The organism is Pleomorphomonas koreensis DSM 23070 (genome assembly GCF_000425185.1).
Classification (GTDB): Bacteria; Pseudomonadota; Alphaproteobacteria; order Rhizobiales; family Pleomorphomonadaceae; genus Pleomorphomonas; species Pleomorphomonas koreensis.
The window spans coordinates 378,492-404,394 of the sequence record NZ_AULH01000001.1 but is presented as its reverse complement, the minus strand read 5'-3'; the positions used below and the strand labels follow the sequence as shown (position 1 = coordinate 404,394).

At 69.8% G+C, this 25,903-nt stretch carries 26 protein-coding genes; 14 read left to right on the top strand and 12 right to left on the bottom strand.

Features of this window, described 5'->3' with window-relative positions:
- The 5 genes from H512_RS27730 to H512_RS0101740 form a co-directional block, all read right to left on the bottom strand.
- Positions 1–523 (bottom strand): MotA/TolQ/ExbB proton channel family protein (locus H512_RS27730; RefSeq protein ID WP_281170311.1); only part of this gene is annotated, 523 nt, incomplete at its 3' end.
- A gap of 7 nt (positions 524–530) precedes the next feature.
- Positions 531–977: a hypothetical protein gene (locus H512_RS0101755; protein ID WP_026782061.1), complete on the bottom strand. Its 447-nt coding sequence runs from the start codon at positions 975–977 to the stop codon at positions 531–533.
- A gap of 26 nt (positions 978–1,003) precedes the next feature.
- Positions 1,004–1,909 (bottom strand): siderophore ABC transporter substrate-binding protein, encoded by a 906-nt coding sequence (locus H512_RS0101750; protein WP_026782060.1) that lies wholly within the window; start codon positions 1,907–1,909, stop codon positions 1,004–1,006.
- Positions 1,906–3,513 carry an enterochelin esterase gene (fes, locus tag H512_RS0101745; RefSeq protein ID WP_026782059.1) on the bottom strand — a complete coding sequence of 536 codons (1,608 nt, stop codon included), beginning with the start codon at positions 3,511–3,513 and terminating at the stop codon, positions 1,906–1,908. The genes H512_RS0101750 and fes overlap by 4 nt, the downstream gene beginning before the upstream one ends.
- 5 nt (positions 3,514–3,518) lie before the next feature.
- A complete protein-coding gene (locus tag H512_RS0101740) occupies positions 3,519–5,648 on the bottom strand; it encodes a TonB-dependent siderophore receptor (RefSeq protein WP_053239474.1) in 2,130 nt (709 codons plus the stop codon).
- A gap of 264 nt (positions 5,649–5,912) precedes the next feature.
- Between H512_RS0101740 and H512_RS22165 the strand changes: the two genes are divergently transcribed.
- From H512_RS22165 to H512_RS0101715, 5 genes are read left to right on the top strand one after another with little or no spacing between them, the layout of a single operon-like run.
- Positions 5,913–6,794, top strand: a complete 882-nt coding sequence (locus H512_RS22165; protein ID WP_053239473.1) for a helix-turn-helix transcriptional regulator — start codon at positions 5,913–5,915, stop codon at positions 6,792–6,794.
- Positions 6,794–7,762 (top strand): ABC transporter permease, encoded by a 969-nt coding sequence (locus H512_RS0101730; RefSeq protein ID WP_036789434.1) that lies wholly within the window; start codon positions 6,794–6,796, stop codon positions 7,760–7,762. The genes H512_RS22165 and H512_RS0101730 overlap by 1 nt, the downstream gene beginning before the upstream one ends.
- Positions 7,752–8,717: an iron chelate uptake ABC transporter family permease subunit gene (locus H512_RS0101725; RefSeq protein ID WP_026782056.1), complete on the top strand. Its 966-nt coding sequence runs from the start codon at positions 7,752–7,754 to the stop codon at positions 8,715–8,717. Before H512_RS0101730 ends, H512_RS0101725 begins: the two co-directional genes overlap by 11 nt.
- On the top strand, positions 8,714–9,472 hold the full coding sequence (locus tag H512_RS0101720; RefSeq protein ID WP_026782055.1) for an iron ABC transporter ATP-binding protein: 759 nt from the start codon (positions 8,714–8,716) through the stop codon (positions 9,470–9,472). Before H512_RS0101725 ends, H512_RS0101720 begins: the two co-directional genes overlap by 4 nt.
- A 23-nt stretch (positions 9,473–9,495) precedes the next feature.
- Entirely contained in the window at positions 9,496–9,957 is a 462-nt protein-coding gene (locus tag H512_RS0101715; RefSeq protein WP_026782054.1) for a NanQ anomerase/TabA/YiaL family protein, read from the top strand.
- Positions 9,958–9,964: 7 nt separating this feature from the next.
- On the opposite strand, the gene alr is transcribed toward H512_RS0101715, so the two are convergent.
- A complete protein-coding gene (gene alr / locus H512_RS0101710) occupies positions 9,965–11,080 on the bottom strand; it encodes an alanine racemase (RefSeq protein WP_036789431.1) in 1,116 nt (371 codons plus the stop codon).
- A gap of 185 nt (positions 11,081–11,265) precedes the next feature.
- Between alr and cpaB the strand changes: the two genes are divergently transcribed.
- From cpaB to H512_RS22140, 7 genes are all read left to right on the top strand, one after another.
- Positions 11,266–12,216: a Flp pilus assembly protein CpaB gene (cpaB, locus tag H512_RS22160; RefSeq protein ID WP_053239472.1), complete on the top strand. Its 951-nt coding sequence runs from the start codon at positions 11,266–11,268 to the stop codon at positions 12,214–12,216.
- Entirely contained in the window at positions 12,213–13,586 is a 1,374-nt protein-coding gene (locus H512_RS0101700) for a type II and III secretion system protein family protein (protein ID WP_026782052.1), read from the top strand. Before cpaB ends, H512_RS0101700 begins: the two co-directional genes overlap by 4 nt.
- A gap of 4 nt (positions 13,587–13,590) precedes the next feature.
- Positions 13,591–14,829: a CpaE/TadZ family protein gene (locus H512_RS22155; protein ID WP_053239471.1), complete on the top strand. Its 1,239-nt coding sequence runs from the start codon at positions 13,591–13,593 to the stop codon at positions 14,827–14,829.
- Entirely contained in the window at positions 14,822–16,228 is a 1,407-nt protein-coding gene (locus tag H512_RS22150; protein WP_036789429.1) for a TadA family conjugal transfer-associated ATPase, read from the top strand. Before H512_RS22155 ends, H512_RS22150 begins: the two co-directional genes overlap by 8 nt.
- A gap of 7 nt (positions 16,229–16,235) precedes the next feature.
- On the top strand, positions 16,236–17,195 hold the full coding sequence (locus H512_RS0101685; RefSeq protein WP_026782051.1) for a type II secretion system F family protein: 960 nt from the start codon (positions 16,236–16,238) through the stop codon (positions 17,193–17,195).
- 7 nt (positions 17,196–17,202) lie between these two features.
- Positions 17,203–18,195, top strand: a complete 993-nt coding sequence (locus H512_RS22145; RefSeq protein ID WP_053239470.1) for a type II secretion system F family protein — start codon at positions 17,203–17,205, stop codon at positions 18,193–18,195.
- Positions 18,196–18,286: 91 nt separating this feature from the next.
- Positions 18,287–18,763, top strand: a complete 477-nt coding sequence (locus H512_RS22140; protein WP_053239469.1) for a tetratricopeptide repeat protein — start codon at positions 18,287–18,289, stop codon at positions 18,761–18,763.
- On the opposite strand, the gene H512_RS0101670 is transcribed toward H512_RS22140, so the two are convergent.
- Complete coding sequence (locus tag H512_RS0101670; protein WP_026782050.1) at positions 18,764–19,123, bottom strand: DMT family protein; 360 nt, start codon at positions 19,121–19,123, stop codon at positions 18,764–18,766.
- A gap of 65 nt (positions 19,124–19,188) precedes the next feature.
- Between H512_RS0101670 and H512_RS0101665 the strand changes: the two genes are divergently transcribed.
- Positions 19,189–19,977 carry a polysaccharide deacetylase family protein gene (locus tag H512_RS0101665; RefSeq protein WP_245585329.1) on the top strand — a complete coding sequence of 263 codons (789 nt, stop codon included), beginning with the start codon at positions 19,189–19,191 and terminating at the stop codon, positions 19,975–19,977.
- 7 nt (positions 19,978–19,984) lie between these two features.
- On the opposite strand, the gene H512_RS0101660 is transcribed toward H512_RS0101665, so the two are convergent.
- Positions 19,985–20,314, bottom strand: a complete 330-nt coding sequence (locus tag H512_RS0101660; RefSeq protein WP_026782048.1) for a hypothetical protein — start codon at positions 20,312–20,314, stop codon at positions 19,985–19,987.
- 230 nt (positions 20,315–20,544) lie between these two features.
- Positions 20,545–21,045, bottom strand: coding sequence for a response regulator (locus tag H512_RS0101655; RefSeq protein ID WP_026782047.1), 501 nt, complete (start codon positions 21,043–21,045; stop codon positions 20,545–20,547).
- A gap of 437 nt (positions 21,046–21,482) precedes the next feature.
- Between H512_RS0101655 and hemA the strand changes: the two genes are divergently transcribed.
- The gene (hemA, locus tag H512_RS0101650) at positions 21,483–22,754 is read left to right on the top strand and encodes a 5-aminolevulinate synthase (RefSeq protein ID WP_026782046.1); all 1,272 of its coding nucleotides are present in this window, start codon (positions 21,483–21,485) and stop codon (positions 22,752–22,754) included.
- Positions 22,755–22,829: 75 nt separating this feature from the next.
- Here the strand turns inward: hemA and ccoS are convergent, their stop codons facing one another.
- The 3 genes from ccoS to H512_RS0101635 form a co-directional block, all read right to left on the bottom strand.
- A complete protein-coding gene (gene ccoS, locus H512_RS0101645) occupies positions 22,830–23,039 on the bottom strand; it encodes a cbb3-type cytochrome oxidase assembly protein CcoS (RefSeq protein ID WP_026782045.1) in 210 nt (69 codons plus the stop codon).
- On the bottom strand, positions 23,036–25,216 hold the full coding sequence (locus H512_RS22135; RefSeq protein ID WP_084798254.1) for a heavy metal translocating P-type ATPase: 2,181 nt from the start codon (positions 25,214–25,216) through the stop codon (positions 23,036–23,038). Before H512_RS22135 ends, ccoS begins: the two co-directional genes overlap by 4 nt.
- Before the next feature lie 130 nt (positions 25,217–25,346).
- Positions 25,347–25,853 carry a FixH family protein gene (locus tag H512_RS0101635; protein WP_026782044.1) on the bottom strand — a complete coding sequence of 169 codons (507 nt, stop codon included), beginning with the start codon at positions 25,851–25,853 and terminating at the stop codon, positions 25,347–25,349.
- Positions 25,854–25,903 lie beyond the last annotated feature (50 nt).

The following is a 25,903-nucleotide window of genomic DNA, read 5'->3' as shown; positions in this document are numbered from 1 at the left end:
TGGTGGTCTGGCTTTCGGAGATGCCGACGAAGGCGTTCATGATGCCCCAGACGGTGCCGAACAGGCCGATGAACGGGGCGGTGGAGCCGATGGTGGCGAGAAGGCCGGTGCCGGCCATGGCGCGACGGGAGGCGGCCGCCTCCAGGCGGGCAAGGCGCGAGCGCACCCGCTCGACCAGGCCGGAGGCCGGGGCGGCGCCGGGACCGATGCCGGTCTGGGCGATCTCCTCGCCGATCTCGCCGAGCATCAGGGCGAGCGGTCGCGGCAGCCGGGGCCGGCGGGCGAGGCCGGCGATGCCGGGCTCCCTCGCCACAGCCGCCACGCCGCGCCGGGCGGCCCGGCCGAGGGCGGCGAGTTCCGCCACCTTGCCGAACAGGATGATCCAGGTGACGAGCGAGGCCAGCAGCAGGCCGGCCATCACCGCCTTTACGACGAGATCGGCGGCCATGAACATGCCGAGCGGGGTGAGGTCGTGCGGCAGCGCGGCGACGGCGGCGGTGGCGGCGACCGGATCGGGGTTCATCCGGCCCTCACTTGTCGAAGGCGGCCGAGACGCGCGAGCGCGGCTCCAGCGCGTCGAGGCAGGCGCCGGGGACATCGGCGGCATCAGTGGCGAACCCCTCCGCCTCGCAGGACAGCACGTCGTTGATCAGCAGGCGGCCGACGCCGTCGCAGGCAAGGCCCTTGAGATCGAAGGTGCGGACCGACGTGCGGCCGGCCTTCAGCGGCCCCGCCTCGACGCCGACCCGCTTCCCGACGATGCCGTCGCCGCCGAACACCACCAGGTCCAGCTTCAGCGAGGCGAAGGCCGAGGAGGTGCCGTTGTTCTCCACCAGCGTCACGCGGCAACCGCCGTCAAAGCCGTCCAGCCGGTTCAGCTCAAGGGAAAAGGTGCCGCCGGAAGGAGAGGACGATTGGGCGAAGGACGGCGTGGCGAGCAACAGGAGAGCGGCCGGCAGGAGACGCAAGCGGATCATGGCAAGGGTCCGAGGCGGGAGGGGGATCACGGCCGCTCGAAGGCAGCGACGAAGCTGTCAGCGATCGACTGCTCGGCGCGCAGGCCGGAGCTGGTCAGATACATGGCGACCGGATCGAGGTAGACGATGTGACCGGCCTGAGCAGCGCGGGTGCGGTTGATCAGTTCATTGTCGAGCAGGGCGCGGGCCGGCGTCTCGGCCTTGCCGATGGCGGCGTCGCGGTCGATGACGATCAGCCAGTCGGGATTGACCTTCAGGATGTATTCCCAGGAGATCACCTGGCCGTGGGTGGCGGCCTCGATGGTCGGGTCGGCGGCGGCGAGGCCGTAGAGGTCGTGGACCTCCGAGAAGCGCGAGCCGGGGCCGTAGGCGCTGATCTTGCCGCCGGTGGTCAGCACCACAAGGCCCCTGCCCGCCCCGGCGGTCATCTGCCGGAGACGGGCGGTGGTGGCGTCGAGCCTCTGAAGCCGCTCGGCCACCTCCGCCTCCTTGCCGAACAGCGTGCCGATCGCCTCGGCATTGCGCTTCACCGAGCCGCGGAAGTCGGCATTGTCGGGCGTCAGATCGAGCACCGGCGCAATCTCCGACAAGGCGGCGAAATGCTTCTGGCTGCGGCCGCCGACGATGATCAGGTCGGGTTCAAGGGCGGCCACTGCCTCGAAGTCCGGCTCGAAAAGCGAGCCGACCTTGGCGTAACCGTCGCCGCGGTATTTTTCGAGGTCGCTGGTCATCGCCCAGTCGGGCACGCCCTTCACGGCGACGCCCAGCGCGTCGAGCGTGTCGAGGGCAGCGAGATCGAAGACGACGACGGTCTCGGGTCGGTCCGGCAGATCGCGCGTCCCTTGCGCGTCGGTGATCTCGACGGCGCCGGCCGTCGCGAGGCCGGCAAGCAGCAGGACGGGGGCGAGGAGGAGGCGGAAGGTTCCGGTCATGGCTTATCCCTCAGGGCCGGCGGGCGGCCGAACAGCGCAAGGAGGCCGTCGGCGAGCGCGCCCCGCCAGACGAAATAGTCGTGGCCGCCGGCGTATTCGCGGACGGTGACGTCGTAGCCGCGCGCCGTCAGCACGTCGCGGAGGTGGCGGCTGGTTTCAAGGATGCCGTCGGCGCCGCCATGCTCGCGCTCGAACAGGCCGGCCGACAGGAAGACGCGTACCGGCTGCCGTTCCGTGGTGGCGACGCGGCGGGCGACGAGGTTGGCGGTATCGGCCGGCGTGCCGGGCGGGCTCCACCAGAACGAGCCGGACAGCGACAGCGCGTTGCCGAAGGCGTCGGGCCGCCGCAGCGCCACGTTCAGCGTCGCGAGGCCGCCGTAGGACGAGCCGGCCAGCGCCGTGCGCGCCGGTGGCGGCGCAAAGCCGGTGCGCGCGCGGATGTCCGGCAACAGGTCGTCGGCGAGGACGGCGGCGAAATCCGGGTTGTCGGGCAGCTCGCGCGACCGCGCCGCCGGATCAGGATTGTCGACGAAGACGGCGAGCGCTGGCGGCAGACGGCCGTCGGCGACCAGCGCGTCGAGGATCGACGGCGTCGGCACCTCGCGCTGGTAGGCGCGGCCGTCGAAGACGATCAGCATCAGGGCGGCGGGGTCGGCGGCGTCGAAGCCGGCGGTCTTGTAGATCGCGATGTCGCGCGTGTTGCCGAGCCGCCCGGAGGCGAAGCGGAAACGGGTGAAGCTGCCCTTCGGCAGCGCCGCGTTCTCCATGCCCGGCTGGATTGGTGCGCCGGGCAGCGTCAGCGTCGACTTCATGTTGAAGCGGTCGGGCGCGTCGGCCGGCCAGGGCGCTCGGTTGAGCGGATCGGCCTCTGCCGTGGCGAGCAGCGCCACCCGCCGCTCGCGCGGCGTGCCGAGCAGGTCCGGCACGTCGGGCGCGAGCTGGTAGGACAGGCGCGTGTCGGCCGGCACGCGGAAGCTCTTGAACCAGACGTCGGAGGCGCCGAGCCGGTCGAGCCATTCGTGGTCGCCCGAAGGCGCGCCGACCAGACGGACGTTCCGCGCCGCGCCGCGATAGAGGAAGGTGAGCAGCGTCTCGCCGTCGTCCGCGCGCTCGATCAGCGGCGTGCCGGTTGCGGCAACGCTCCGCCAGAAGGCGTCGGTCGAGCCGCCGGCGGCGACGGTTGCCGCCACTCCGGCGATAGCCGGGCTGTCGTAGCGGGTTTCCGGCGGCCTCTGCTCGGCGAGCGGCAGGCGCAGGGTGAGCGTCAGGCGGCCGGCGCCACCGTCCGGGCCGGGCAGCAGGCGGAAGGCGGCCGGCGTGTCGCCGGCAACGAACTGGAAGTCGCCGGAGAGGCCGACCCCGTCGAGGAGGTGCCGCCAGGGCGTGCCGTCGGCATCGACAAGGTCGAGGTCGAAGCTGCCGGCCGTCACGTCGAGCCGGCCGCGCAGGTAGTCGCCCGGCGCCGCCGCAAACGGCAGCGTCACGGCCTCGCCCGCCGTCTCGACGGCAACCGGCGTGCCCGGCACGAGGTCCTCCCCGGCGGAGGCGCCGCCGGAGAGGAGGAGAAAAGCCAGGGCGTGCATGGCCTTCAGGCTGCTTCGCATCCGCCTCACCACTTGTATTTCAGCGTGGCGGTGACGGTGCGGCCGCCGCCGACGAAGCAGGCGTAGGCGCTGGCGCAGGAGGCGGTGTAGAACTCGTCGGTGAGGTTGGTGGCGTTCACCTGCAACGACACGTTCTCGAAATCCTTGTCGAGCGCGCCGAAGTCGTAGGACAGCGAGGCGTCGAGCAGCAGCGTGTCGGGCACCTTGAAGGTGTTGGTGGCGTCGCCCCAGCTCTCGCCGATGTAGCGCAGGCCGAGACCGAGGCCGAGGCCGGCCAGCGGGCCGTCATCGAACTCGTACTTGCCCCAGATCGACGCCTGATTGAGCGGGATGCGGGCCGGCGTCTTGCCAAGGATGTTGGCCTGAGCCGACTGCGTCACCTCCTGGTCGGTGTAGCTGTAGGCGGCGATCAGGCTGAAGCTGTCGGTGATCGCCGCCTTGCCCTCCAGCTCGAAGCCGCGGGTGCGGATCTCGCCGGTCTGCTGCCAGGGGCTGGCGCTGGTCTCGCGGTAGAGGACGTTCTGCTGGGTGAGCTGGTAGACGGCGGCGCTGAGGTCGAAGCCGGACCCCTCGGGCGAGAAGCGCAGACCGGCCTCATACTGGATCGCCGTCGACGGGTCGAACGGATCGGAGCCGGCCGGCGCCGCCGTCAGCACCGGCTCGAAGGAGGTGGCGATGCTGACATAGGGCTTGAGGCCCCAGCCGAGGTCGTAGACGGCGCCGGCCCGGCCGGTGGCGGCCGAGGAATCGAAGCTGGTGGTGGTGCCCAAGAGGTTGTTGTCGATGTCGGTGGTGGCCCAGTCGTGGCGGCCGCCGAACAGCAGGTTCAGCCGGCCGACCTCGATCTGGTCCTGGAGGTAGACGCCGACCTGCGACGCCCTGGTCTTCGTATCGGTGCGGCCGGAGGAGAGGTTGAGGCTGGTGACGTTGTAGACCGGATTGGTCCAGTCGATCGACGGTACCGTGTAGTCGTAGCCCCAGGCGTAATCCACCACCGAATAGCGGTAGTCGACGCCGCCGACCAGCGTGTGCTCCAGCGGGCCGGTCGAAAGCCTGGCCTCGGCGCTGTTGTCGATGACGAATTGCAGCATGTCCTCGGTGCCGCCGGAACCGGTGCGGGTGATGGTCTTGCCGTCGGCTTGCAGGGCGCCCCAGGTCAGCGTGGTGTAGGCGGTGTCGATGTCGGTGAGGCGGGCGTTCTGGCGCAGCGTGATGCCGTTGTCGAAGCGGTGCTCGGCCTGATAGCCGATCGACGCCTGCTGGCGCTCCGACTTCTGGACGTGGGGATCGGAGATCAGGAAATCGCGCGGCACATAGCCGTAGGCGGTGGGGTAGAGCGTGCCCTTGGCCTCGCGGAAGTTCCGGAAACCGGCGTCCGGCTCGTTCTGATAGAAGGCGTGGACGGTGACCTTGGTCTGGTCGTCCGGCTGCCACATCACCGACGGCGCGATGGCGAAGCGCTTGGTGTCGAGCCCGTCCTCCTGCGTGTCGACGCGCGCCGCCTTGCCGACCAGACGATAGGACAGCGTGTCGCTGCCCGGCAGCCTGTCCATGACGTCGAAGGCCGCCTCGACGCGGTTGTCGCTGCCGACGGTGGCCTGCACCTCGCGCGCCGTCTCGCCGGTCGGCCGCTTGCTGACGAGGTTGATCAGACCGCCCGGCCGCGCCTCGCCGTAGAGCACCGACGACGGCCCCTTCAGCACCTCGACGCGCTCCAGGAGATAGGGATCGACCTGGCCGAGCGAGTTGGAGCCGAACAGCAGGCCGTCGAGGAAGCGCGGCGCGTAGTAGTAGCCGCGCAGGAAGGTCTCGTCGTGGAGGTTGGAGGCGCCGCGGTATTCGGCGAACAGGCCGGGCGTGTAGCGCAGCGCCTCGGCCACCGACTTGACTCCCTGGTCGGCCATCTGGTCGGCGGTGACCACGGACACCGACTGCGGCGTCCTGTCGAGCGGCACGTCGGTCTTGGTTGCGGTCTTCGAGCGCCTGGCGACATAGCCCTTCACCGGGCCGTCGCCGGCCTCGCCGGAGCCCTGGACGACGATCGGCTCGATCGCCGTGGCGTCGTCCGCCGACTGGGCCTGTGCGCCGCCGGCGGCGAGGAGACAGACCGTCGCCATCAGCGCTGCGCGCAGCATCACGCCGCTGGGAAACCGCCGGACATCATCTGAAAATGCGCTCTTCTCAACCATTTACGCCCACCCCGTTCACACTTATGCAAATGATTCTCAATTGCATAAGTGATTTCCCTTAAACTTGACTGGTTTTGTCATGTATATAAACAAGGGGGCTGGAGGCTGTCGACATCGGGGGCTTCAGCGCAAACGGCGGTTTCTTTTTCGTAAACAGCCGGGGCCTTCCCGACCGTTGCCGGGCGGCCGCACGGGTGGCATGGGAGCGTCATGGAACTGTCAGCATCGGATCACGACGGCATCTCGCTCGCCTGCCGGTTGGCGCCGGTTGCGGCCGGCCCGCGACCCCTGCGGGAGATCCGGCCGGGCTTCCGCCTGTTCGTCTACCTTCGCGGCTGGCAGCGCTTCGAGATCGATGGCCGGCGCTTCGACGTCTCGGCCGACGGCGGCCCGGTGGCGCTCGCCCTGACGCTGACCCGCCCCGCGCGCCTTGCCCAGATCGCCTGGTCGGAAGACCGGATGGGCAAGCTGATGATCACCGCGCCGAGCGACTGGGCGTCGGCGCTCGATCTCCAGGGCGCCGCCCACGGCGACGCGCTCGCCACTTTCCTCGCCGGTCACGGCAACAGCCACCTCTGGCGGCTCGACGAGGAGAGCGTCCGCCTCGCCCGCCTTGCCGCCGAGCCGCCGGCCTGGGTGCCGCGCGAGGCGCTGCCGCTCTACCGCCGCGCCCGCGCCTTCGACCTGATCTGCCTGACGCTCCGGACGCTGGCGCTCCGGCGGCCGGAGAACGAGCTGCCGCGGCCGGCCCAGTCGCTGCTCGGCGAGCGCATCCGCGTCTTCCTGCTCGACCACCTCAACGAGCCGCTGACCATCGACGCCGTCGCGCAGTCGGTCGGCGCCTCGGTCAGCGTTGTGCAGCGCTGCTTCAAGGAACTCTACGGCATGACGGTGTTCGACTTCGTGCGCCGCCGCCGGCTCGACGCCGCGCGCGAGGCGCTCGACAACCGGGGCGTCAGCATCGCCTGCGCCGCCTTCATCGCCGGCTACTCGGCGCCGTCGAGCTTCGCGACCGCCTTCAAGAAAGCCTATGGCGTGCCACCGAAACTCCGCCGCCGGCAGGCGGTGCCGTTCCGCGAGGCGGCCGAGTGATGAGCGCGCCGTCGCGTCCGCTGGCCATCGCCGCCGTCGTGGCGACAGCCGTGCCGCTCGTCGCCGCTAGCCTCGTCATCGGTGGCGGCTACACCTGGTCCGACGTTCTCGCAGGTGACGGCGACGGCGGGCTGGTGCTGCTGGCGAGCCGCGTGCCGCGTACTCTCGCGCTGCTGCTCGCCGGCGCCGGCCTCGCCGTTTCCGGCATCCTGATGCAGATGATCGCCCGCAACCGCTTCGTCGAGCCGTCGACCGCCGGCACGGTGGAATCGGCCGGCCTCGGCATTCTGCTGACGCTGCTCTTCATGCCCGGCGCGCCGGTGGTCGTTCGCATGACGGTGGCCGCCGGGGTGGCGCTCGCCGGCTCGGCGCTGTTCCTGACGCTGGTCGGCCGGCTGCCGCTCGGCTCGGCGCTGATGGTGCCGCTGATCGGCATCATGCTCGGCGGCATCTTCGACGCCGCCACCGGCTTCCTCGCCTATCGCTTCGACCTCATGCAGTCGATGGGCGCCTTCGGCAGCGGCGACTTCTCCATCGTGCTGCGCGGCCGCTACGAGTTCCTGTGGGTGATCGCCGCCCTCGTCGCCGCCGCCTATGCCACCGCCGCCCGCTTCACCATCCTCGGCATGGGCGAGGCGGTGGCGACCGGCGTCGGCCTCGACTACCGCCGCCTCGTTGTCTTCGGTCTCGCCATCGTCTCGGTGGTCACCGCCGCCGTGGTGGTGACGGTCGGCGCCGTGCCCTTCGTCGGGCTGATCGTCCCGAACGTCGTCAGCCTCGTTCTCGGCGACGACCTCCGCAAGACGCTGCCCGTCGTGGCGGCCGGCGGCGGCCTGCTGGTGCTCGCCTCGGACGTCGCCGGGCGCCTGATCATCGCGCCTTACGAGATCCCGGTCGGCACCATCATGGGCGTGGTCGGCAGCCTGGGCTTCCTGATGCTGATCTTCGGACGCCGCCATGCCGCCTGACCGCGCCCGCGCCGTCCGCCTCACGACGGGAATCGTCCTCCTCCTCGCCCTGCTGTCGGCCGCCGCCTTCATGACGGTGGGGGCGCGCGGCCCCTGGAGCTTCGTGCTCGCCCATCGCGGCATCCGCCTCGCCGCGCTGATCACCGTCGCCTATGCCATCGCCCTGTCGACGGTGCTGTTCCAGACGCTGACCGGCAACCGCATCCTGACGCCGGCGGTGATGGGCTTCGACGCGCTGTTCCTGCTGTTGCAGACCACGCTGGTGGCGGCGCTCGGCGGCGCTGGCGCCGGGGCGATCGACCCTCGCCTGCTGTTTGCCGGCGAATGCCTCGCCATGGTCGGCCTCTCCGGCCTGCTGTTCCGCCTGCTGTTCCGGGGCGAGGGCCGCAACCTGCCGCTGGTGGTGCTGGCCGGCCTGTTGTTCGGCGCGCTGTTCCGCAGTCTTTCCAGCTTTCTCCAGCGTGTCATGGACCCCAACGATTTCCTGGTGCTGCAAGGGCGTACCTTCGCCTCCTTCAACGTCGTCGATCCCGCGCTGATCGGCGTCGCCGCCCTCATGTCGCTCGCCGTGACGGCGATGCTCCTGCCGCGCCTTGCCGAACTCGACGTGCTGACGCTCGGCCGCGACGGGGCGACCGGCCTCGGCGTCGACGCGGCGCGGCTTTCCACCCTGGTCTTCGCCCTCGTCGCCATCCTGGTGTCGGCCTCGACGGCGCTGGTCGGACCGACCACCTTCTTCGGCCTCTTGGTCGCCAACCTCGCCTATCTTCTGGTGCCGTCGGCCCGCCATGCCGACGTGCTGCCGGTGGCGGTCGGTCTCGCCGTCATCACGCTCACCGGCGGACAGATGCTGCTCGAACGGCTGCTCGGCTTCGGCACCGCCCTTTCCATCGTCATCGACTTCGTCGGCGGCGTCACCTTCCTCCTCATCCTGTTCAGGACCGGTCGGCGATGATCGAGATCGACAGGGTCAGCAAACGCTATGGCGATGCCGCCGTCGTCGACGACGTCAGCCTGACCATCCCGGCCGGCGGCGTGGTGGCCATCGTCGGCCCCAACGGCGCCGGCAAGTCGACGCTGCTGTCGATCGTCGGCCGCCTGATCAAGGCGGATGCCGGCCGCGTCCGCATCGATGATCTCGACGTCGCTACGACGCCCGGCCGCGAACTCGCCCGCCGTCTTTCGGTGATGCGGCAGGAGAACCACGTCGTCGCCCGGCTGACGGTGCGCGACCTTATCGCCTTCGGCCGCTTCCCGCACAATCGCGGCCGGCCGAACCGCGACGACGCCGACCGGGTGGCGGAGGCGATCGCCTTCGTCGGGCTGACGGCCGAGGCCGACCGCTTCCTCGACCAGTTGTCCGGCGGCCAGCGGCAGCGGGCCTTCGTCGCCATGACGCTCGCCCAGGACGCCGACTATGCGCTGTTCGACGAGCCGCTCAACAACCTCGACATCCACCACGCCGTCGCCCTGATGCGCCTCTTCCGCCGCATGGGCGAACAGCCGGGCAAAACCGTGGTGATCGTGCTGCACGACCTCAACGTCGCCGCCACCTACGCCGACCGCGTCGTCGTGCTGAAGAACGGCCGGGTGGCCGGCGACGGCCCGCCGGCCGAGGTGATCGACCAACGGCTGTTGTCCGAGGTGTTCCGCGTCGACGGCGACGTGCTTGAAATCGACGGCCGACGTGTGATCACAGTGGCGCGGTGAACGCCCGCCAAGGAGGCCGCCCCATGTACCTCAGCCATATCGCCACGCTCGATCGCGACGCCGCCCGCCTGCCCGACGACATCCGTCGCGGCCTGCGCTTCCTCGCCGGCACCGACATCAACAGCCTGCCGGCCGGCCGCGTCGACATCGACGGCGACCGCATGTTCGCGTTGATCCAGGATTACGACACCGTGCCGAAGGCCGAGAAGCGGCCGGAATCGCACGCCCGCTACATCGACATCCAGTATGTGGCGCGCGGCCGCGAGGCGATCGGCTACGCGCCGCTCAGCGGCGACAACCCGGTCGAGGAGAATTTCTTCGACAGCCGCGACGTGCAGTTCTTCGCCTCGGTGGCCGACGAGAGCGACCTCATCCTCGGCACCGGCGCCTACGCCGTGTTCTACCCGACCGACATCCATCGGCCCGGCTGCATCGCCGGCCTGCCGGAGAAGGTGCGCAAGGTGGTGGTCAAGATCCTCGCCTGAGGCGCGCTCAGGCGTAGACGCGGCTGTAGCGGCGGCCGAGCGAGGTCAGCACCTCGTAGCCGATGGTGCCGGCCGCCCGCGCCAGGTCGTCGACGCTCTGGTGCGGGCCGATCAGCTCGACGAGGTCGCCCTCCGCGAGCGCCCCCTCCGGCAGCGCGCTGACGTCGACCGAGAAGCTGTCCATGGAGACGCGCCCCACCGACGGCAGGCGGGTGTCGCCGGAGAAGGCGGCGCCGGCGCCGTTCGACAGGCGCCGCCACCAGCCGTCGGCATAGCCGGTGGCCAGCGTCGCAAGGCGCATCGTCCGGCTGGCCCGGAAGCTGTAGCCGTAGCCGACCGCCGTGCCGGTCTCGATCTCTCTGAGTTGCGCGACGCGCACCCTGAGGCTCACCACCGGGCGGATACCCGCGGCGAGCGGACTGGTCTCGATGCCGTAGAGCGAGGCGCCGGGCCGGCAGAGGTCGAAGTGATAGTCCGGCCCGAGGAAGATGCCGCTCGAGGCGGCGAGCGAGCCGGCAAACCCCGGCAGCCGCTCACGGGCCGCCCGGAAGGCGGATAGCTGCTCGCCGTTTCCCGGCTTGTCGGGTTCATCGGCGCAGGCGAGATGGCTCATGATCAGCCGCGCGCCGGTCATGGCCAGAAGGTCCGGCTCGGCGGCGAGCGCCTGCTGTTCGGCGACGTCGAGACCGAGGCGCGACATGCCCGTGTCGACCTGGATCACCGCCGGCAGGCTGCCCCGCCTGGCCTCGGCCCAGGCGCGGCACTGGGACAGCGAATTCAGCACCGGCAGGATGCCGTGGCCGGCAAAGGCCGGTGCCGTGCCCGGCATCAGCCCGTTCAGCACGTAGAGCGTGGCGTCCGCCGGCAACAGCGGCCTGAGCGCCTCCGCCTCCGACAGCGTCACCACGAAAAAGTCGCGACAGCCGGCCCGATAAAGCGGCCCGACCAGCGGCGCGGCGCCGAGGCCATAGGCGTCGGCCTTGACCACGGCGGCTGAGCGGGCCGGCGCGACGCGAGCCGAAAGGCTCTGCCAGTTGGCGACCACGGCGCCGACGTCGATGGTCAGCACGCCGCCGCTCGCCGCGACCGAAACGTCCCCGGAAGCCGACACGTTTTCCTCCATCCCGTGGTGAACCGCTCCTTACCGGCTTAGTCCGCTCTCCGCCGCCCCGCAAGCCGAACCGGCCGGGAAACGGCGTCGGTATGGTTAACCGGACGTTGAGATGATTGCAGAAAAGCCACGCGCGGCTTGAACCGCCCCTTATTGCCGTTCTGCTAGTTTGCCGATCGGTTCCGAAGGGTGGTCCAATGCGTGCCAATTTCAAGGTGATGATCGTGCTTGCGCTCGTCTGCGGCGGCGGTGCCGTCTGGGCGGGAGGCCGCTGGCTCGACGCCGCCTCGGCCGCCCGCCTGCGCGAGATCGAGGCGGAGCGGCCGGCGGTGAGCTTCGCGACGCTGGTGGTGGCGACCGAGCCCTTACGCTTCGGCGCCATGCTCGACCGGGGCGCCGTCAAGGAAATCCCCTGGCCGGCCGGCGACCTGCCGCCCGGCGCCTTCTCCACCACCGACCAATTGTTCAAGGACGGCGATCGCGCCGTGCTGTTCCCGCTGGAGCCGGGCGAACCGCTGCTGGCCGCCAAGCTGACCGGCCCCGGCGAGCGGGCCGCCCTCTCCCGCCTGATCTCCGACGGCAACCGCGCCGTGACCTTGCGCGTCAACGACGTCGCCGGCGTCGGCGGCCTGGTGCTGCCCGGCGACCGGGTCGACGTGGTGCTGACCACCGCCGAAGTCGCCGAGGTGATCTTGCAGGACGTGCGCATCCTCTCCATCGACCAGATGGCCGACGAGAAGGCCGCCGAGCCGGTGCTGGCGCATACCGTCACCGTCGAGGCGTCGCCGGAAGCGGCGCAGAAGCTGGTGCTGGCCCAGAGCGTCGGCAGCCTGTCGCTGGTGCTGCGGCGGGCCGGCGAGGTGCGGGCCGCCGCCTTCCGGCCGATCGGCATCGCCGACCTCACCACGGCGCGGCAGACGGCGAGCGCCGAAGCCGTCCCGGCCGCCGCAGCCGCCGCCCCGGCCGCCGACGCCACGGTGTGGGTGCGGCGAGCGACCGAATTGACCCAGTATTCCGTGCCGACCCGCAACGGCGGCCCCAGCCGCCGGGTGCCCGAGCCCTCCATGCCGCCCCAATTCTCCGCTTCGGGGCCGTTCGCCGCCGCCGCCCCCCTCACCTCCGCTCCCGCTCCCGGAGAGCCGCAATGATATCCCTGATGCGCGCCGGCCTCCGTCTCGCGGCGCTCCTCCTGCCCCTCGTCCTCCTCGCCCTGCCGGCCGACGCCGCCCGTCCCATCCGCATGACCTCGGCCACCTCCGGCCAGTCGTTCTCGATCGCCAAGGGCGTGCCGCAGATGATCGAGACCACGGCCGCCTTCTCGGAGATCGTGGTCGGCGACCCGGCGCTGGCCGACGCCTGGCCGCTGACCGACAAGTCGTTCATGGTGCTCGGCTCCAAGGGCGGCGTCACCGGCATCGTGCTGTTCGACAAGGAGCGCAACGTGGTCGGCGCCGCCGATTTCGAGGTCGCGCTGCACACCGACCGCTTGCAGGCGGCGCTGGAGCGCAAGCTGCCGGACGCCCGCGTCGACGTCTCCTCGGCCAACGGCTCGATCCTGTTGTCGGGCACCGCGGCCGACCAGAAGACCATCGACGAGGCCGGCGCCATCGCCAAGGAATTCGGCGGCGACAACGTCGTCAACACCGTCGACATCGGCGGTGGCAAGCAGGTGCAGCTCAAGGTGCGCTTCCTCGAAGCGACGCGCTCGGCCAACCGCGAACTCGGCCTCGGCTGGACGGCGCAGAGCGACGGCATCGCCGTCGGCGTCGGCTCGTCGAAGCTTCTGTCGGGCTCGACGCCGTTCGGCGAGATCGTCAGCCAGATCCTGAGCGGCGGCCTTTCGGTCGATATGGTGGTGCAGGCGCTGGAAGCGCGCGGCCTCGCCCGCTCGCTGGCCGAGCCCAACCTCGTCGCCTTGTCCGGCCAGACGTCGAGCTTCCTGGCCGGCGGCGAATTCCCGGTGCCGGTGGCCAGCGACGACAAGACGGTCACCGTTGCGTTCAAGAAGTTCGGCGTCGGCCTCGACTTCACGCCGACCGTGGTGCCCAACGGCCTGATCCACCTCAACATCAAGCCCGAGGTGAGCGAGATCGACTACAGCGCGGCGGTCACCATCAACGGCATCACCATTCCCGGCGTCAAGGTGCGCCGCTCGGATTCGACGCTGGAGCTGCGCGACGGCCAGAGCTTCGTCATCGCCGGCCTTCTGACCAGTTCGCGCTCGGTGTCCAACAGCCGGGTGCCCTGGCTCGGCTCGGTGCCGGTGCTCGGCAACCTGTTCCGCTCCACCGCCTACAAGCGCGCGGAAACCGATCTGGTGATCATCGTGACGCCGCATATCGTCGATCCGCTCGGCGCCGGCAGCACCATCGCCACGCCGTTCGACCGGGCGCTGCCGGGCAGCGACCTCGACGTCTTCGCCCGCGGCAACGCCGAGGTGCCGCCCGACGCCGCCGCCTATGTCGCCGCCAACGGCTCCTCGACCGGCGGCTACATCCTCGACCTGCCGACCCGGTGATCCCATGGCCGCTTCCCCGATCAGCTTCGGCACCGTCGTCGTCGTCACCGCCGACAAGGATTTCGCCGCCATGGTGGCCGAGGCGCTGAGGGCGTCCGGGGCCGGCATCAGTGATCTCAAGGTCCGGACGCCCGACAAGCTTTCCGGCGAACTCGCCGACCCCGCCTGCGGCCTCGTCGTGCCCGACCTCGACGCCTTTCCCGACGGGCCGGTGGCCGGCCTCTCCGAACTCTACCGCGAGGCCGGACCGCAGGTGCGCTTCCTCGCCGTCACCGGCGTGTTCGACGCCGAGGTGGCGCGCGGCTTCCTGCGTCTCAAGCTACAGGATTTCCTGCTGAAGCCGGTGGCGCCCTCCGACCTCGCCCACGCCGTCGCCCGGCTCGGCAAGGGCGACGATTCCGGCCCGGATTCGCGCATCTACGCCTTCCTGCCGGCGGCCGGCGGCGTCGGCAACACCACGCTGGCGCTGCAATCGGCGGCGCTGCTGCACGAGGCGGCGGCGCGGCGCCACCAGACCACCTGCGTCGTCGACCTCAACCTCCAGCACGGCTCCTGCGCCGAGTATTTCGACATCGAGCCGCATTTCGACATCGCCGAGATCGAGAACCGGCCCGACCGGCTCGACCGCAAGCTGCTCGACGTCATGCTGAGCCGGCACAAGTCGGGCCTCGCCATCGTGTCGGCGCCGCCCTGCCCCTGGGAGATGCGCAGCTACCGGCCGGACCTCGTCGGCCGCCTGCTCGATCTCGTCGCCGCCCATTTCGACAACGTGGTGATCGACCTGCCGCGCACCTGGTTCCCGTGGACCGACGCCGTGCTGCAAGGCTCCGACCACGTGTTCCTGACCACCGAGATGACGGTGCCGGCACTGCGTCAGGCGCAGCGGCTCGCCCATGCGGTGCGCGAACGGCTCGACAAGGACGCCCGCTTCGGCGTCGTCGTCAACCGCGTCGACGCCAAGGGCAGCCCCAGCGTATCGCTGGCCGAGGTCAAGGCGCTGTTCGGCGACGCCTTCGCCGGCGCGGTCGCCAATGACTACAAGGCGGTGCGCGAGGCGCTGGACCAGGGCCGGCCGCTCGGCGAGGTCGCTCCCAACTCGCGGGTGATCGCCGATCTCAAGGCGATCCTCGCCGACCCGGCCGATCTCGCCGCGCCGGCGTGGACGGCGCCGCTCAAGGCGCTTCTCTCCCGCCTGAAGCGCTCCGGCCCGCCGGTTGCCAAGGAGGCGAAGCGCCATGCGTAACCGCTTCCTGGCCCTCACGGTGGGCGAGGCGCCGCCACCGTCGCCGGCCGAGCGGCCGCCGGCGCCGCTGATCCAGGTGGCGCCGCTGCGCGAGATGGAGCCGCTGCCGCTGCCCAAGCCGGTCAACGAGAAGCTGATCGCCGCCAAGGACAAGCTGCACAAGAAGCTGATCGAGGAGATGAACCTCTCCCAGCTCGAAAAGCTGTCGCCCGACGCGGTGATGCGCGAACTCTACGGCCAGGTCAGCGCCTTTGCCGCCGAGGAGCGGCTGGCCCTCAACGAGCAGGAGTTCGGCGAGTTCGTCACCTCGGTCTACGACGAGATGATGGGCCTCGGGCCGCTCGAAGCGGTGATGCGCGACCCCTCCATCAACGACATCCTGATCAACGGCCACCAGAACTGCTTCGTCGAGCGCTTCGGCAAGCTCGAACCGGTCAACATCCCGTTCAAGGACGAGGCGCATCTCCTCAGGATCATCAACAAGATCGTCGCCGCGGTCGGCCGCCGCATCGACGAGAGCCACCCGACCTGCGACGCCCGCATGCTCGACGGCTCGCGCTTCAACGCGGCGATCCGGCCGATCGCCGTCGACGGGCCGCTGGTCTCGATCCGCAAGTTCGCCAAGAAGAAGCTGTCGCTCGACCGGCTGATCGACGTCGGCGCGCTGGGCAAACCGATGGGCGAACTCCTGGCCGCCGCCGTCAACGCCCGCGTGACGACGCTGATCTCCGGCGGCACCGGCACCGGCAAGACCACCATGCTCAACGCGCTCTCGGCCTTCATCTCGCCGGACGAGCGGCTGATCACCATCGAGGACGCCGCCGAGCTGCAACTGCAGCAGCCGCACGTCGCCCGCATGGAGACCCGGCCGGCCAACACCGAGGGCCACGGCGAGATCCGCCAGCGCGACCTCGTCAAGAACGCCCTGCGCATGCGGCCCGACCGCGTCATCCTCGGCGAGTGCCGCGGCGAGGAAGCCTTCGACATGCTGCAAGCCATGAACACCGGCCACGAGGGTTCGATGGCCACCATCCACGCCAACACGCCGCGCGACGCCATCTCCCGCCTCGAACAGATGCTCGGCATGACCGGCATGCCGATGACCGTCGCCTCGATCCGCTCGCAGATCGCCTCGGCCATCCGGCTGATCGTCCAGCTCACCCGCCTCTCCGACGGCAAGCGCCGCGTCACCTCGATCTCCGAGATCACCGGCATGGAGGGCGACATCATCCAGATGCAGGAGATCTTCCGCTTCAACCGCCTGCGCACCGAGGCCGACGGCACGGTGGTCGGCGAATTCCGGGCGACCGGCATACGGCCGCGCTTCCTCGACGACCTGATCGCCAAGGGCATCACCGTGCCCGGCGCCTATTTCGACCCCACCAAGCCGCTCGCCTGAGGCGCCCATGAACGAGATGCACCTCTTCTACGCCTTCGCCGGCTTCGCCGCCGCCTTCCTCGCCGAGGCGGTGTATCTGCTGACGGTGAATGCCGGCGCCAACAGCAAGGCGGTCAACCGCCGCCTCAAGGTGTCGCCGCCCGATGCCAACCGGCAGGAGGTGATGGTGCTCTTGCGCCGCGAGCGCGGTCTCACCGCCTCCGGCGGCATGCCGCGCCGCCTCGCCTGGCTCGGCCGGCTGATCGTCCAGTGCGGCATCACCATCGGCCTGCCCAAGCTGCTGCTGCTGTTCGCGGCGAGCGGCCTTATCCTCGCCGGCCTGGTCTTCAACTTCACCGACCACGATCCGCTCAAGACGGCGCTGGCCCTGCCGGTCGGCGGCCTGGTGCTGCCGGTGATGGCGCTGCGCGTCCGGCGCGGCCGTCGGCAGGCAAAATTCGCCCTGCAATTTCCCGAGGCGATCGAGCTGATCGTCCGCAGCCTCAAGGCCGGCCATCCGGTGCCCGTCGCCATGGCCATGGTGGCGCGCGAGATGGCCGACCCGATCGGCACCGAATTCGGCATGATGGCCGACGAGGTGACCTATGGCGCCGACCTCGTCACGGCGCTCTGCAACATGCAGGCGCGCGTCGGGCAGGAGGACCTGCCGCTGTTCGTCACCGCCGTCTCCATCCAGTCGACCACCGGCGGCAACCTCCGGGAAATCCTCCAGAACCTCACCGACGTCATCCGCCAGCGCATCAAGATGCGGCGCAAGATCCGCTCGATCTCGGCCGAGGGACGCATCTCCGCCATCTTCCTCACCGCCATGCCGGTGCTGCTGTTCGGCGCGCTCAACTTCATATCGCCGGACTATTACGGCTCGGTGTGGGGCAAGCCGATGACCACCTGGGGTCTCGTCGGCGCCGTCACCTGGCTGGCGCTGGGCAACCTGATGATGAAGAAGATGATCAGCTTCCGCTTCTGAGGCTCCGATGTCCGATTTCCTCCGCCTCGCCCTGGATTCCATCGCCGACCGCCCCGGCCTGCTGGCGCTCGGCGCCGTCGCGGCCATGCTGGCCGCCGCCGCCGCGGCGCTGGCCGGTTCGCTCGCCCGCCGCCGCCGTCTGCGGCGCCGTCTCAAGGTCGATCTGCCGACGGCGCGGCGCGAGACAGCCGGCACGGAGCCGGACGATCCGCTGTCGGCCGTTGCCGGGGCGGACCGCACTCCGCTGCCGCCGGCGCTCGCCCGCTTCGTCGATCAGGCCGACAACATCCTCAAGAGCGGCGACGCCGGCAAGCTGAAGCTCGCCCGGCAGCGGATGATCCAGGCCGGCCTGTTCGCGCCGCACGCCGTGGCGCTGTTCTTTCTCGCCCGCCTCGCCGGCGGCGTCGCGGCGCCGCTCGCCGTCCTCGCCGCCACCGCGCTCTCCGGCTTCCATCCGGCGACGACGACGCTGCTGATGCTCATGCTGATCGCCGCCATCGGCGGCTATCTCGGCCCCAGCTTCTACGTCGATCGCCGCACCAAGGCGGTGCTGCGGCAGAACCGCATCGCCTTCCCCGACTTCATGGACCTGATGGGCGTCTGCGCCAACGCCGGCCTCTCCATGGAAGCCAGCCTCGAACGGGTGACGCAGGAACTGGCGCCGATGTACCCGGCGCTCGGCGTCAACCTTCAGGTGCTGTGCCTCGAAGTCCGGGCCGGCCGGCCGATGGAACTCGCCTTGCAGACGCTGGCCGAGCGGGTCGGCGTGCCGGAGGTGCGCGCCTTCGCGACGCTGTTGCAGCAGTCGCGCGAACTGGGCTCCAGCCTCTCCGACGCGCTGCGCGTCTTCGCCGAGGACATGCGCCACCAGCGCCTCGCCGCCGCCGAGGAGAAAGCCTACGCGCTGCCGGCCAAGCTGTCGGTACCTGTCACCGCCTGCATACTACCAGTTGTGCTTTTCATCGCCATCTGGCCAGTGGTGGTGAAGTTCAACAGCTGAACCGGCGTCTCGATAAAATTGCGCGCGTCTCCTTGACCGCCCCTTATGCCGGGCCGGCCTAGCATCGGACGATCCAGCCAGGGGACGCCCCATGACCCGTCATTGCCGCCTCGCCGCGTTTCTCCTCCTCCTGTCGCTGCCGCTCGGCGCCTGCAGCACTGCCTTCGAGGACGGGCTGATCGACGGCGGGCCGGAGTATTCGCAATTCGCCAGCCAGCAGAAGGCGCTGCGCGATCGCGCCAAGGCGGCTTTCCGGCAAGGCGACTTCACCGGCGCCGAACGCACCTTCCGGGCAGCGCTGGCCAAGGACCCGCTCGACGCGGAAGGCTGGCTGGGCCTGGCCGCCGCCTCCGACCGGCTCGGCCGCTTCGACGTTGCCGACAAGGCCTACGCGCAGGTGATCGCCATCGCCGGCCGGCGCGGCGAGGTGGTCAACAACATGGCCTGGTCGCAGAAGCTGCGCGGCAACGCCGAGGCGGCCAGGCTGCTGTTCGCCGAGGCGCTGACATTGGCGCCGGGCAACCCGGTGATCGCCGCCAACGCGTCCGGCCAGAACGCCACGAGCTGATCACAACCGGATCGGCCCCTTGAAGATGAAGAAAGCACCGAGCGCGATGAAGGCAAAGCCGACGACGTGATTGAGCGTGATCGGCTGCTTCAGGTAGAGCGCCGAGAAAACCATGAAGATGGCCAGCGTGATCACCTCCTGCATGGTCTTCAGCTCAGCCGCCGAATAGACGCGAAAGCCATAGCGGTTGGCCGGCACGGCAAGACAGTATTCGACGAGGGCGATCAACCAGGAGACCAGGATCACCATCCACAGCGGCTTGTTGGGATACTTGAGGTGACCGTACCAGGCGAAGGTCATGAAGATGTTGGAGGCGATCAGGAAGACAACCGGCGTGAGGGCGGGAGGAAGGAAGGGCATTGCAAGCTATCCGATCAGGAAGATTTCGTAGTGATGCGCAGGGGATTGGGGCGGGTCGATGGCAGATGCCCGGCGAAACTCGCTACCAGAGCCTTGATTTCGACATGGCTGCGGTGCAGGCCCTCGCCGTCCCGATCGACCGGAGCCGACGCATGCGACACAGCCTGTTCGCCCTTCTCATCCTCGCCGCCACTCCGGCCGTTGCCGGCGACATCGAGCCGCGGCTGACGCTGCCGGCCGGCGACCGCTCCGTGGCGCTCACCTTCGATGCCTGCTCGGGCGCCGTCGACGACCGCATCCTCGACGAACTGATCGCCGACCGGGTGCCGGCCACCATCTTCGTCACCAGCCGCTGGCTCAAGCGCAACGCCGCCGCCGTGGCGCGGCTTGCCGCCAACGCCGACCTGTTCCAGATCGAGAACCACGGCGACCAGCACGTGCCGGCGATCACCGACCAGCCGACCGTCTTCGGTCTCAGGACGGCCGGAACGCTCGCCGCGGTATCGTCAGAGGTGGCGGGCGGCGCCGCGGCGGTGACCGAGGCGTTCGGGCGCGCGCCGGCCTGGTATCGCGACGCCTCGGCCCGCTACAGCCGCGACGCCCTGACGCTGATCGGCACGCTCGGCTATCGCATCGCCGGCTATTCACTCAACGCCGACGTCGGCGCCTCGCTGCCGGCGGCAACGGTGGCCAGGCGCCTCGCGGCGGCCAAATCCGGCGACGTGGTGATCGCCCACATCAACCATCCCGAACGGCCGGCCGGGGCCGGCGTCGCCGCCGGCATCAAGGCAATGGTGGCGAGGGGCGTGCGTTTCGAGCGGCTCGATGCCGCCTTCCCGCAGCCGACCGGCTGAGCCAGCGTCAGAGCGAGCCGAAATCGCCCTTGGCCGAGGGGTCGGCGACGGCGCCGGGCAGGCCGGAGGCGGCGGGCTGGAAGCCGGGCGCGGCAGCGCTACCGCAGGCCACCGTCATTCCGGCGCCCTCGGTGAGATCGAGGTCGATGCTGCGGTTGGCGGTGACGTCGATCTCCGACCAGGCGGGTGAGCCGTCGCCGGCGCCGAGGCCGACGCTGCAGACGGAAGCGGTGGGTTGCGCCACCGCCGGCACAGCGGAGGTGGCGGCCGACAGCGGGCTGGAAAATGTCGCCAGGGCGGCGGCAAGAACGGCGGGGATGCTGGCAATGCGCATCATGGCTGGGCTCCAAAAGGACGGGCCAGGCACGGGGAAATCCGGCGAAAGGCGATCGTCATCAGCGCTGTCACAACGCGGAAAATCGACAAAAGGTTGCAGGCGGCATCTAAAGATCGCGTGAAACCCGCGTGATCCTCATGCCTGAGTGTGCGTCGGCCCGGCTTTCGGGAGCCTCGGCGGGAAAGCAACGGGGCGGGGCGGCGGCCGCGGCGGCAGTCCGGGGCGGGCGTTCAGGAAGCAACCTTCTCGCCGGGCTTGGCCTGCCAGATATTCTGGCGGTTGCGGATCTCGCGCGGCGCCGGGCCGAAGTAGGTCGGCGTCTTGACGAAGTCGCGCGGCGCCAGCACCACCGACTGGATGCGCTGGTAGAGCGATTTGGCCGAGATCGGCTTGCACAGCAATTCGTGGATGCCGAGCCGGCGCGCCTCGATGATGCGGCTGCGCTCGGTGTGGCCGGTGACCATGATGATCGGGATATAGGCGAAGGGATTGGAGGGTACGCGAATCATCCGCACCATGTCGGCGCCGTCGAGGATGGGCATCACCCAGTCGAGAATCAGGATATCGGGATTGGCGCGGTCCATCGCCTCGAGGCCCGAGGCGCCGTCTTCCGCTTCCACGATGCGGCGCGCGCCGAAGCCTTGCAGCATCGTCCTGAGGATCGTGCGCATGTAGGCGCTATCTTCCACGACCAGGAAGGTCAGGGATGACAGATCAAGCTGCACCGGCATACTCCTTCGCTCTTTCCTGCCTAGCAGGCAAAGATGAAAAAGCAGTTAGGCAGTTCGGGTACCGACGGCGGATGCGGCTTCGACCAAAAGCCAAGCGTGGCGGCGGCGCATGCCGCCACCGTCGATTCCGCATGGGGAGCTTGCGGAAAGCGCTTGATGGCTCGGTTATGACGTGCTTTAAATTCAGGCAGATGCGTCGGGTTTTTGGACCCGTTCAAAAAGCTGTGACCCACGCGCGAACATCGGGGAGAGCCGGGGCGCTTTCGAAGAAATCCTTGATCAATACCGGCTATGGTTTGATCGTGATCAAGGGCGGCTTGCGGCAACGTGCGTAGGTTATCGTAGGTGAAAAGACGACGGACCGTCGGCCGGAAGTGGGGCGATCCGTTCACGAGAAGACGGCCGACCTGACGGACGTCGGAGGGATTGGATCGATCATGAACTATGATGCCGTGTTCGAGAGTGCCGTCCAGGCCCTGCAGGACGAGAAGCGCTATCGCGTGTTCGCCGAACTGGAGCGGATGGCCGGACGGTTTCCGACTGCCCTCTGGCATCAGGGCGGCGGGACGCGCGAGATCACCGTATGGTGCTCCAACGACTATCTCGGCATGGGCCAGCACCCGAAGGTGATCGGCGCCATGACCGCGGCCGCCGAGGCGATGGGCGCCGGCGCCGGCGGCACGCGCAACATCTCCGGCACCAACCATCCGCTGGTCGAACTGGAGCACGAGCTGGCCGACCTGCACCACAAGGAAGCGGCGCTGGTGTTCACCTCCGGCTACGTCTCCAACGAAGCGGCGATCTCGACCATCGCCAAGCTGCTGCCCAACTGCCTGATCCTCTCCGACGCGCTGAACCATGCCTCGATGATCCACGGCGTGCGCTCGTCCGGCGTCTCCAAGCAGATCTGGCGGCACAACGATATCGGCCATCTCGAGGAACTGCTCGCCGCCGCCGGCCCCGACCGCGCCAAGCTGATCGTCTTCGAGAGCGTCTACTCCATGGACGGCGACGTGGCGCCGATCGAGAAGATTGCCGACCTCGCCGTGAAGTACAACGCCTTCACCTACATCGACGAAGTGCACGCCGTCGGCATGTACGGTCACCGCGGCGCCGGCATCTGCGAGCGCGACGGCGTCATGGACCGCATCGACGTCATCGAGGGTACGCTCGCCAAGGGCTTCGGCGTGATGGGCGGCTACATCACTGGCAAGAAGTCGCTGGTCGATGCCGTCCGCTCCTATGCGCCCGGCTTCATCTTCACGACGGCGCTGCCGCCCGGCCTCTGCGCCGCCGCCACCGCCTCGATCCGCCACCTCAAGGAAAACTGCAGCGAGCGCGAGGGGCAACAGCGCCAGGCCGCCCGCACCAAGGCGGTGTTGCGCGCCGCCGGCCTGCCGGTGATGCCGTCGGTGACGCATATCGTGCCGGTGCTGGTCGGCAATCCCGACCTCTGCAAGAAGGCCACCGACATCCTCTTGGAAAAGCACGGCATCTACATCCAGCCGATCAACTATCCGACCGTGCCGCGCGGCACCGAGCGCCTCAGGATCACCCCGACGCCGTTCCACACCGACGCGGTGATCGACCATCTGCGCGACGCCCTGGTCGATGTCTGGCAGACGCTCAGCCTGCCCTTCTCCGAGACGAGCGTGCCGGAGGTGGAAAAGGTCGTCCGCCAGCAGATCTTCACCGCCGCCGGCGGCTGACGGTCGGGCGACGCCGCGAGATAAACACGGGACCGGCATTGCCGGTCCCGTTTTCGTTTGGAAGCTGTCCGAAACTCAGCCCTTGCGCCGCTCCTCACCCTCGGGCACGCGGCCACGGGCGCTCTCGCCGCCCTCCGGCTCCTCGATGTCGTCGTCCTCAAGGATGCGCCAGGCGGCGCCTTCGAGGTCGTCATACTGGCCGCTCTTCAGCGACCACATGAAGCCGGCAAGGCCGATCAGGCCGAGGAGAAGCGCCGCCGGCACCAGGTAGACCAGAACGCTCATGCTGCTTCCTCCGCCGCCGCGATCACCGCCGCCGGCGGCCGCACGGCAGGCGGCGCCGCGATGCGGCGCAGGCGCAGCGCGTTGAGCGTGACGATCATCGACGAGCCGGACATGGCGAGCGCGGCGATCAGCGGCGTCACATAGCCGAAGACGGCGATCGGCACGGCGATCAGGTTGTAGACCACCGCCGTCCAGAGGTTTTCCTTCATCAGCCGGTAGGCGGCGCGCGATACGTCGATGGCGGTGACCACCGGCGCCAGGCGATCGCCGAGGAAGACGGCATCGGAGGCGGCCTGCGCCAGATGGGCGGCGGAGACCGGCGACAGCGACACATGGGCGGCGGCGAGCGACGGCGCGTCGTTGAGGCCGTCGCCGACCATCAGCACCCGTCGTCCCCCAGCCTTCAGCGCGTCGAGCCGGGCGATCTTGCCGGCCGGATCGACCTCGGCCTGCCAATCGGCAATACCGAGCGCCTCGGCCACCGTCGCCACGGCGGCGGCACGGTCGCCGGAGAGGATCATCAGGTCGCACCCCCGCGCCCTGAGCGCCGCGGCGACCTCTGCGGCGTCGGTCTTCAGCCGCTGGGCGAAGGCGAACACCGCCGTCCGGCCGCCGTCCGAGAAGGCGATCAGCGAAGCGTCGGGATGGGCGGCGCGGACGGGATCGGCGACCTCGTCGCCAATGCCGCAGAAGGCGATCGAGCCAAGCCGCAGCCGCCGGCCCGCCACGTCGGCCTCGACGCCCTCGCCCGCCACCTCGCGGGCGCCGTCGATGGCGCCCGTCGCGCCGGTGGCGCGCGCCAGCGCCTCGGCCAGCGGATGGCGGCTGGCTCGCGCCAGGCGGCCGGCCAGTTGCAGCAGATCGTCGGCGATGCCGTCGCGATTGGCGAGTAGCGGCTCGGGGCTGGTCAGCGTGCCGGTCTTGTCGAAGACCACGGTGTCGACGCGGGCCAGCCGCTCGATGGCGTCGCCGGCGTTGATGAGGATGCCGTTGCGGAAGAAGCGGCCGGCCGCCGTCACCTGCACCGCCGGCACGGCCAGCGCCAGCGCGCAGGGGCAGGTGATGATCAGCACGGCGATGGCGTTGATCAGCGCCGTGTGCCAGCCGGCGCCGTAGATCAGCCAGCCGGCAGCGGTGACGATGGCCGAGGAATGCACCACCGGCGCATAGGCGCGGGCGGCGCGGTCGGCAAGCCGCAGCGTGCCGGATTTCGCCGACTGCGCCTCGCCGATCAGCCGCTCGATCTCGGCCATCAGCGTGCCCTCGACGGCGGCGGTGACCACCACCGTCAGCAGGCCGGCGCCGTTCAGCGTGCCGGCGTGCACCATGTCGCCCGGCGCCACCGCCGCCGGCAGCGTCTCGCCGGTGACCAGGCTTCGGTCGACGTCGGAGCGGCCCGTGAGCACCTCGCCGTCGACCGGCACCCGCTCGCCCGGCCGCACCACGACGATGTCGCCGGGCTCGACGGCGCTGAGCGGCACGCGCACCAGATCGCCGTCGCCGCCGCGCTTCAGCACCGAATCGGCGCGCAGGGTGGCCAGCGTTTCGGCCTCGACGGCGGTGCGGCGACGCATGTTCTCGTCGAGGAAACGGCCGAGCAGCAGGAAGAACAGCAGCATCAGCGCGCTGTCGAAATAGGCTTCGAGCGCGTGCGTCATGGTGTTGTAGAGCGACAGCCCCATGGCGAGGCAGACGCCGATGGAGATCGGCACGTCCATGTTGAGGGCGCGGCGGCGGATGGCGGCGATGGCGCTGCGGAAGAACGGCCGGCCGGCGTAGGCCACCGTGGGGATGGCGATCAGCGCGCTCATCAGATGGAAGAAGTCGCGCGTCTCCGGCGTGATGTCGGTGACGTTGCCCGACCACACCGAGACCGACATCAGCATGACGTTCATGGCGCCGAAGCCGGCGACGCCCATGCATTTGAGAAGCTCGCGCGCCTCGGCCGAGCGGTTGTCACGGCGCAGCGCCGGATCGAATGGCCGGGCCGGATAGCCGATGGCGGTCATGCGGTCGAGCACGGCGTCGGGCGTCACCTTGTCCGGCGAGAAGACCACCGAGGTGCGGCGATTGCCGACGTTGACGCGGGCGCTGACCACGCCGGGCAGGCGGCGCAGGCCGCGCTCGATGTCGGTGAGGCAGGCGGCGCAGGTGATGCCGTCGACGGCCAGTTCCATGCGGCGGGCGCCGTCGCGATCGGCCACCGTGTAGGCGTCCCAGTCATGCCCGACCGGCCGGCCGGCCGGCGCCGGTCCGTCCCCGAGATCGCCGGCATCGACCGCGATGTTCAACGGCGCCCCCTGTCGGTCAGCGTACGAGGCGCAGCTGATTGCGGCTCATGAACATCCGCTCGCTGCCCTTGTAGGCTTCGATGGTCAGGCTCCACATGCCCGCCTTGACGTTCGGAAGGACCGTGCGGTAGGTGCCGCTCGCCACTTCCGGCAGGCTGGCCGCATGGTCGTGGTCGGGATCGACGGCATGGATCAGCTGGACGCGCACGTCGAGACCGTGCAGGTCGGCGCCGGCCTTGTCGCGAAAGCGGATCTCGATCGAGGCGTCGTCGCCAACCGGCCGGACGGCGGCGTCCACCGTCCAGGCCCGCTCGGCCTGCGCCCGACCGGCCAGAACTTCGCCTTCGAATTCCTGGCCGGCCTTGTAGCTCGACGCCACCTCGACGCCGGGGAAGGTCGACAGGGCGAAGTAGATGAAGGCGCCGTTCACCGCAAAGGTGACGCCGAAGAAGGCGAACAGCCAGAGCAACACGCCCCGCCCGGTCAGGCGGCGGCCGCGGGCCTCCTCGGTGGTGGCGGTCATGCTGGCGTCTCCTTCATTCCTGTATTCCGGCATCGACTTTTAGCGGACCC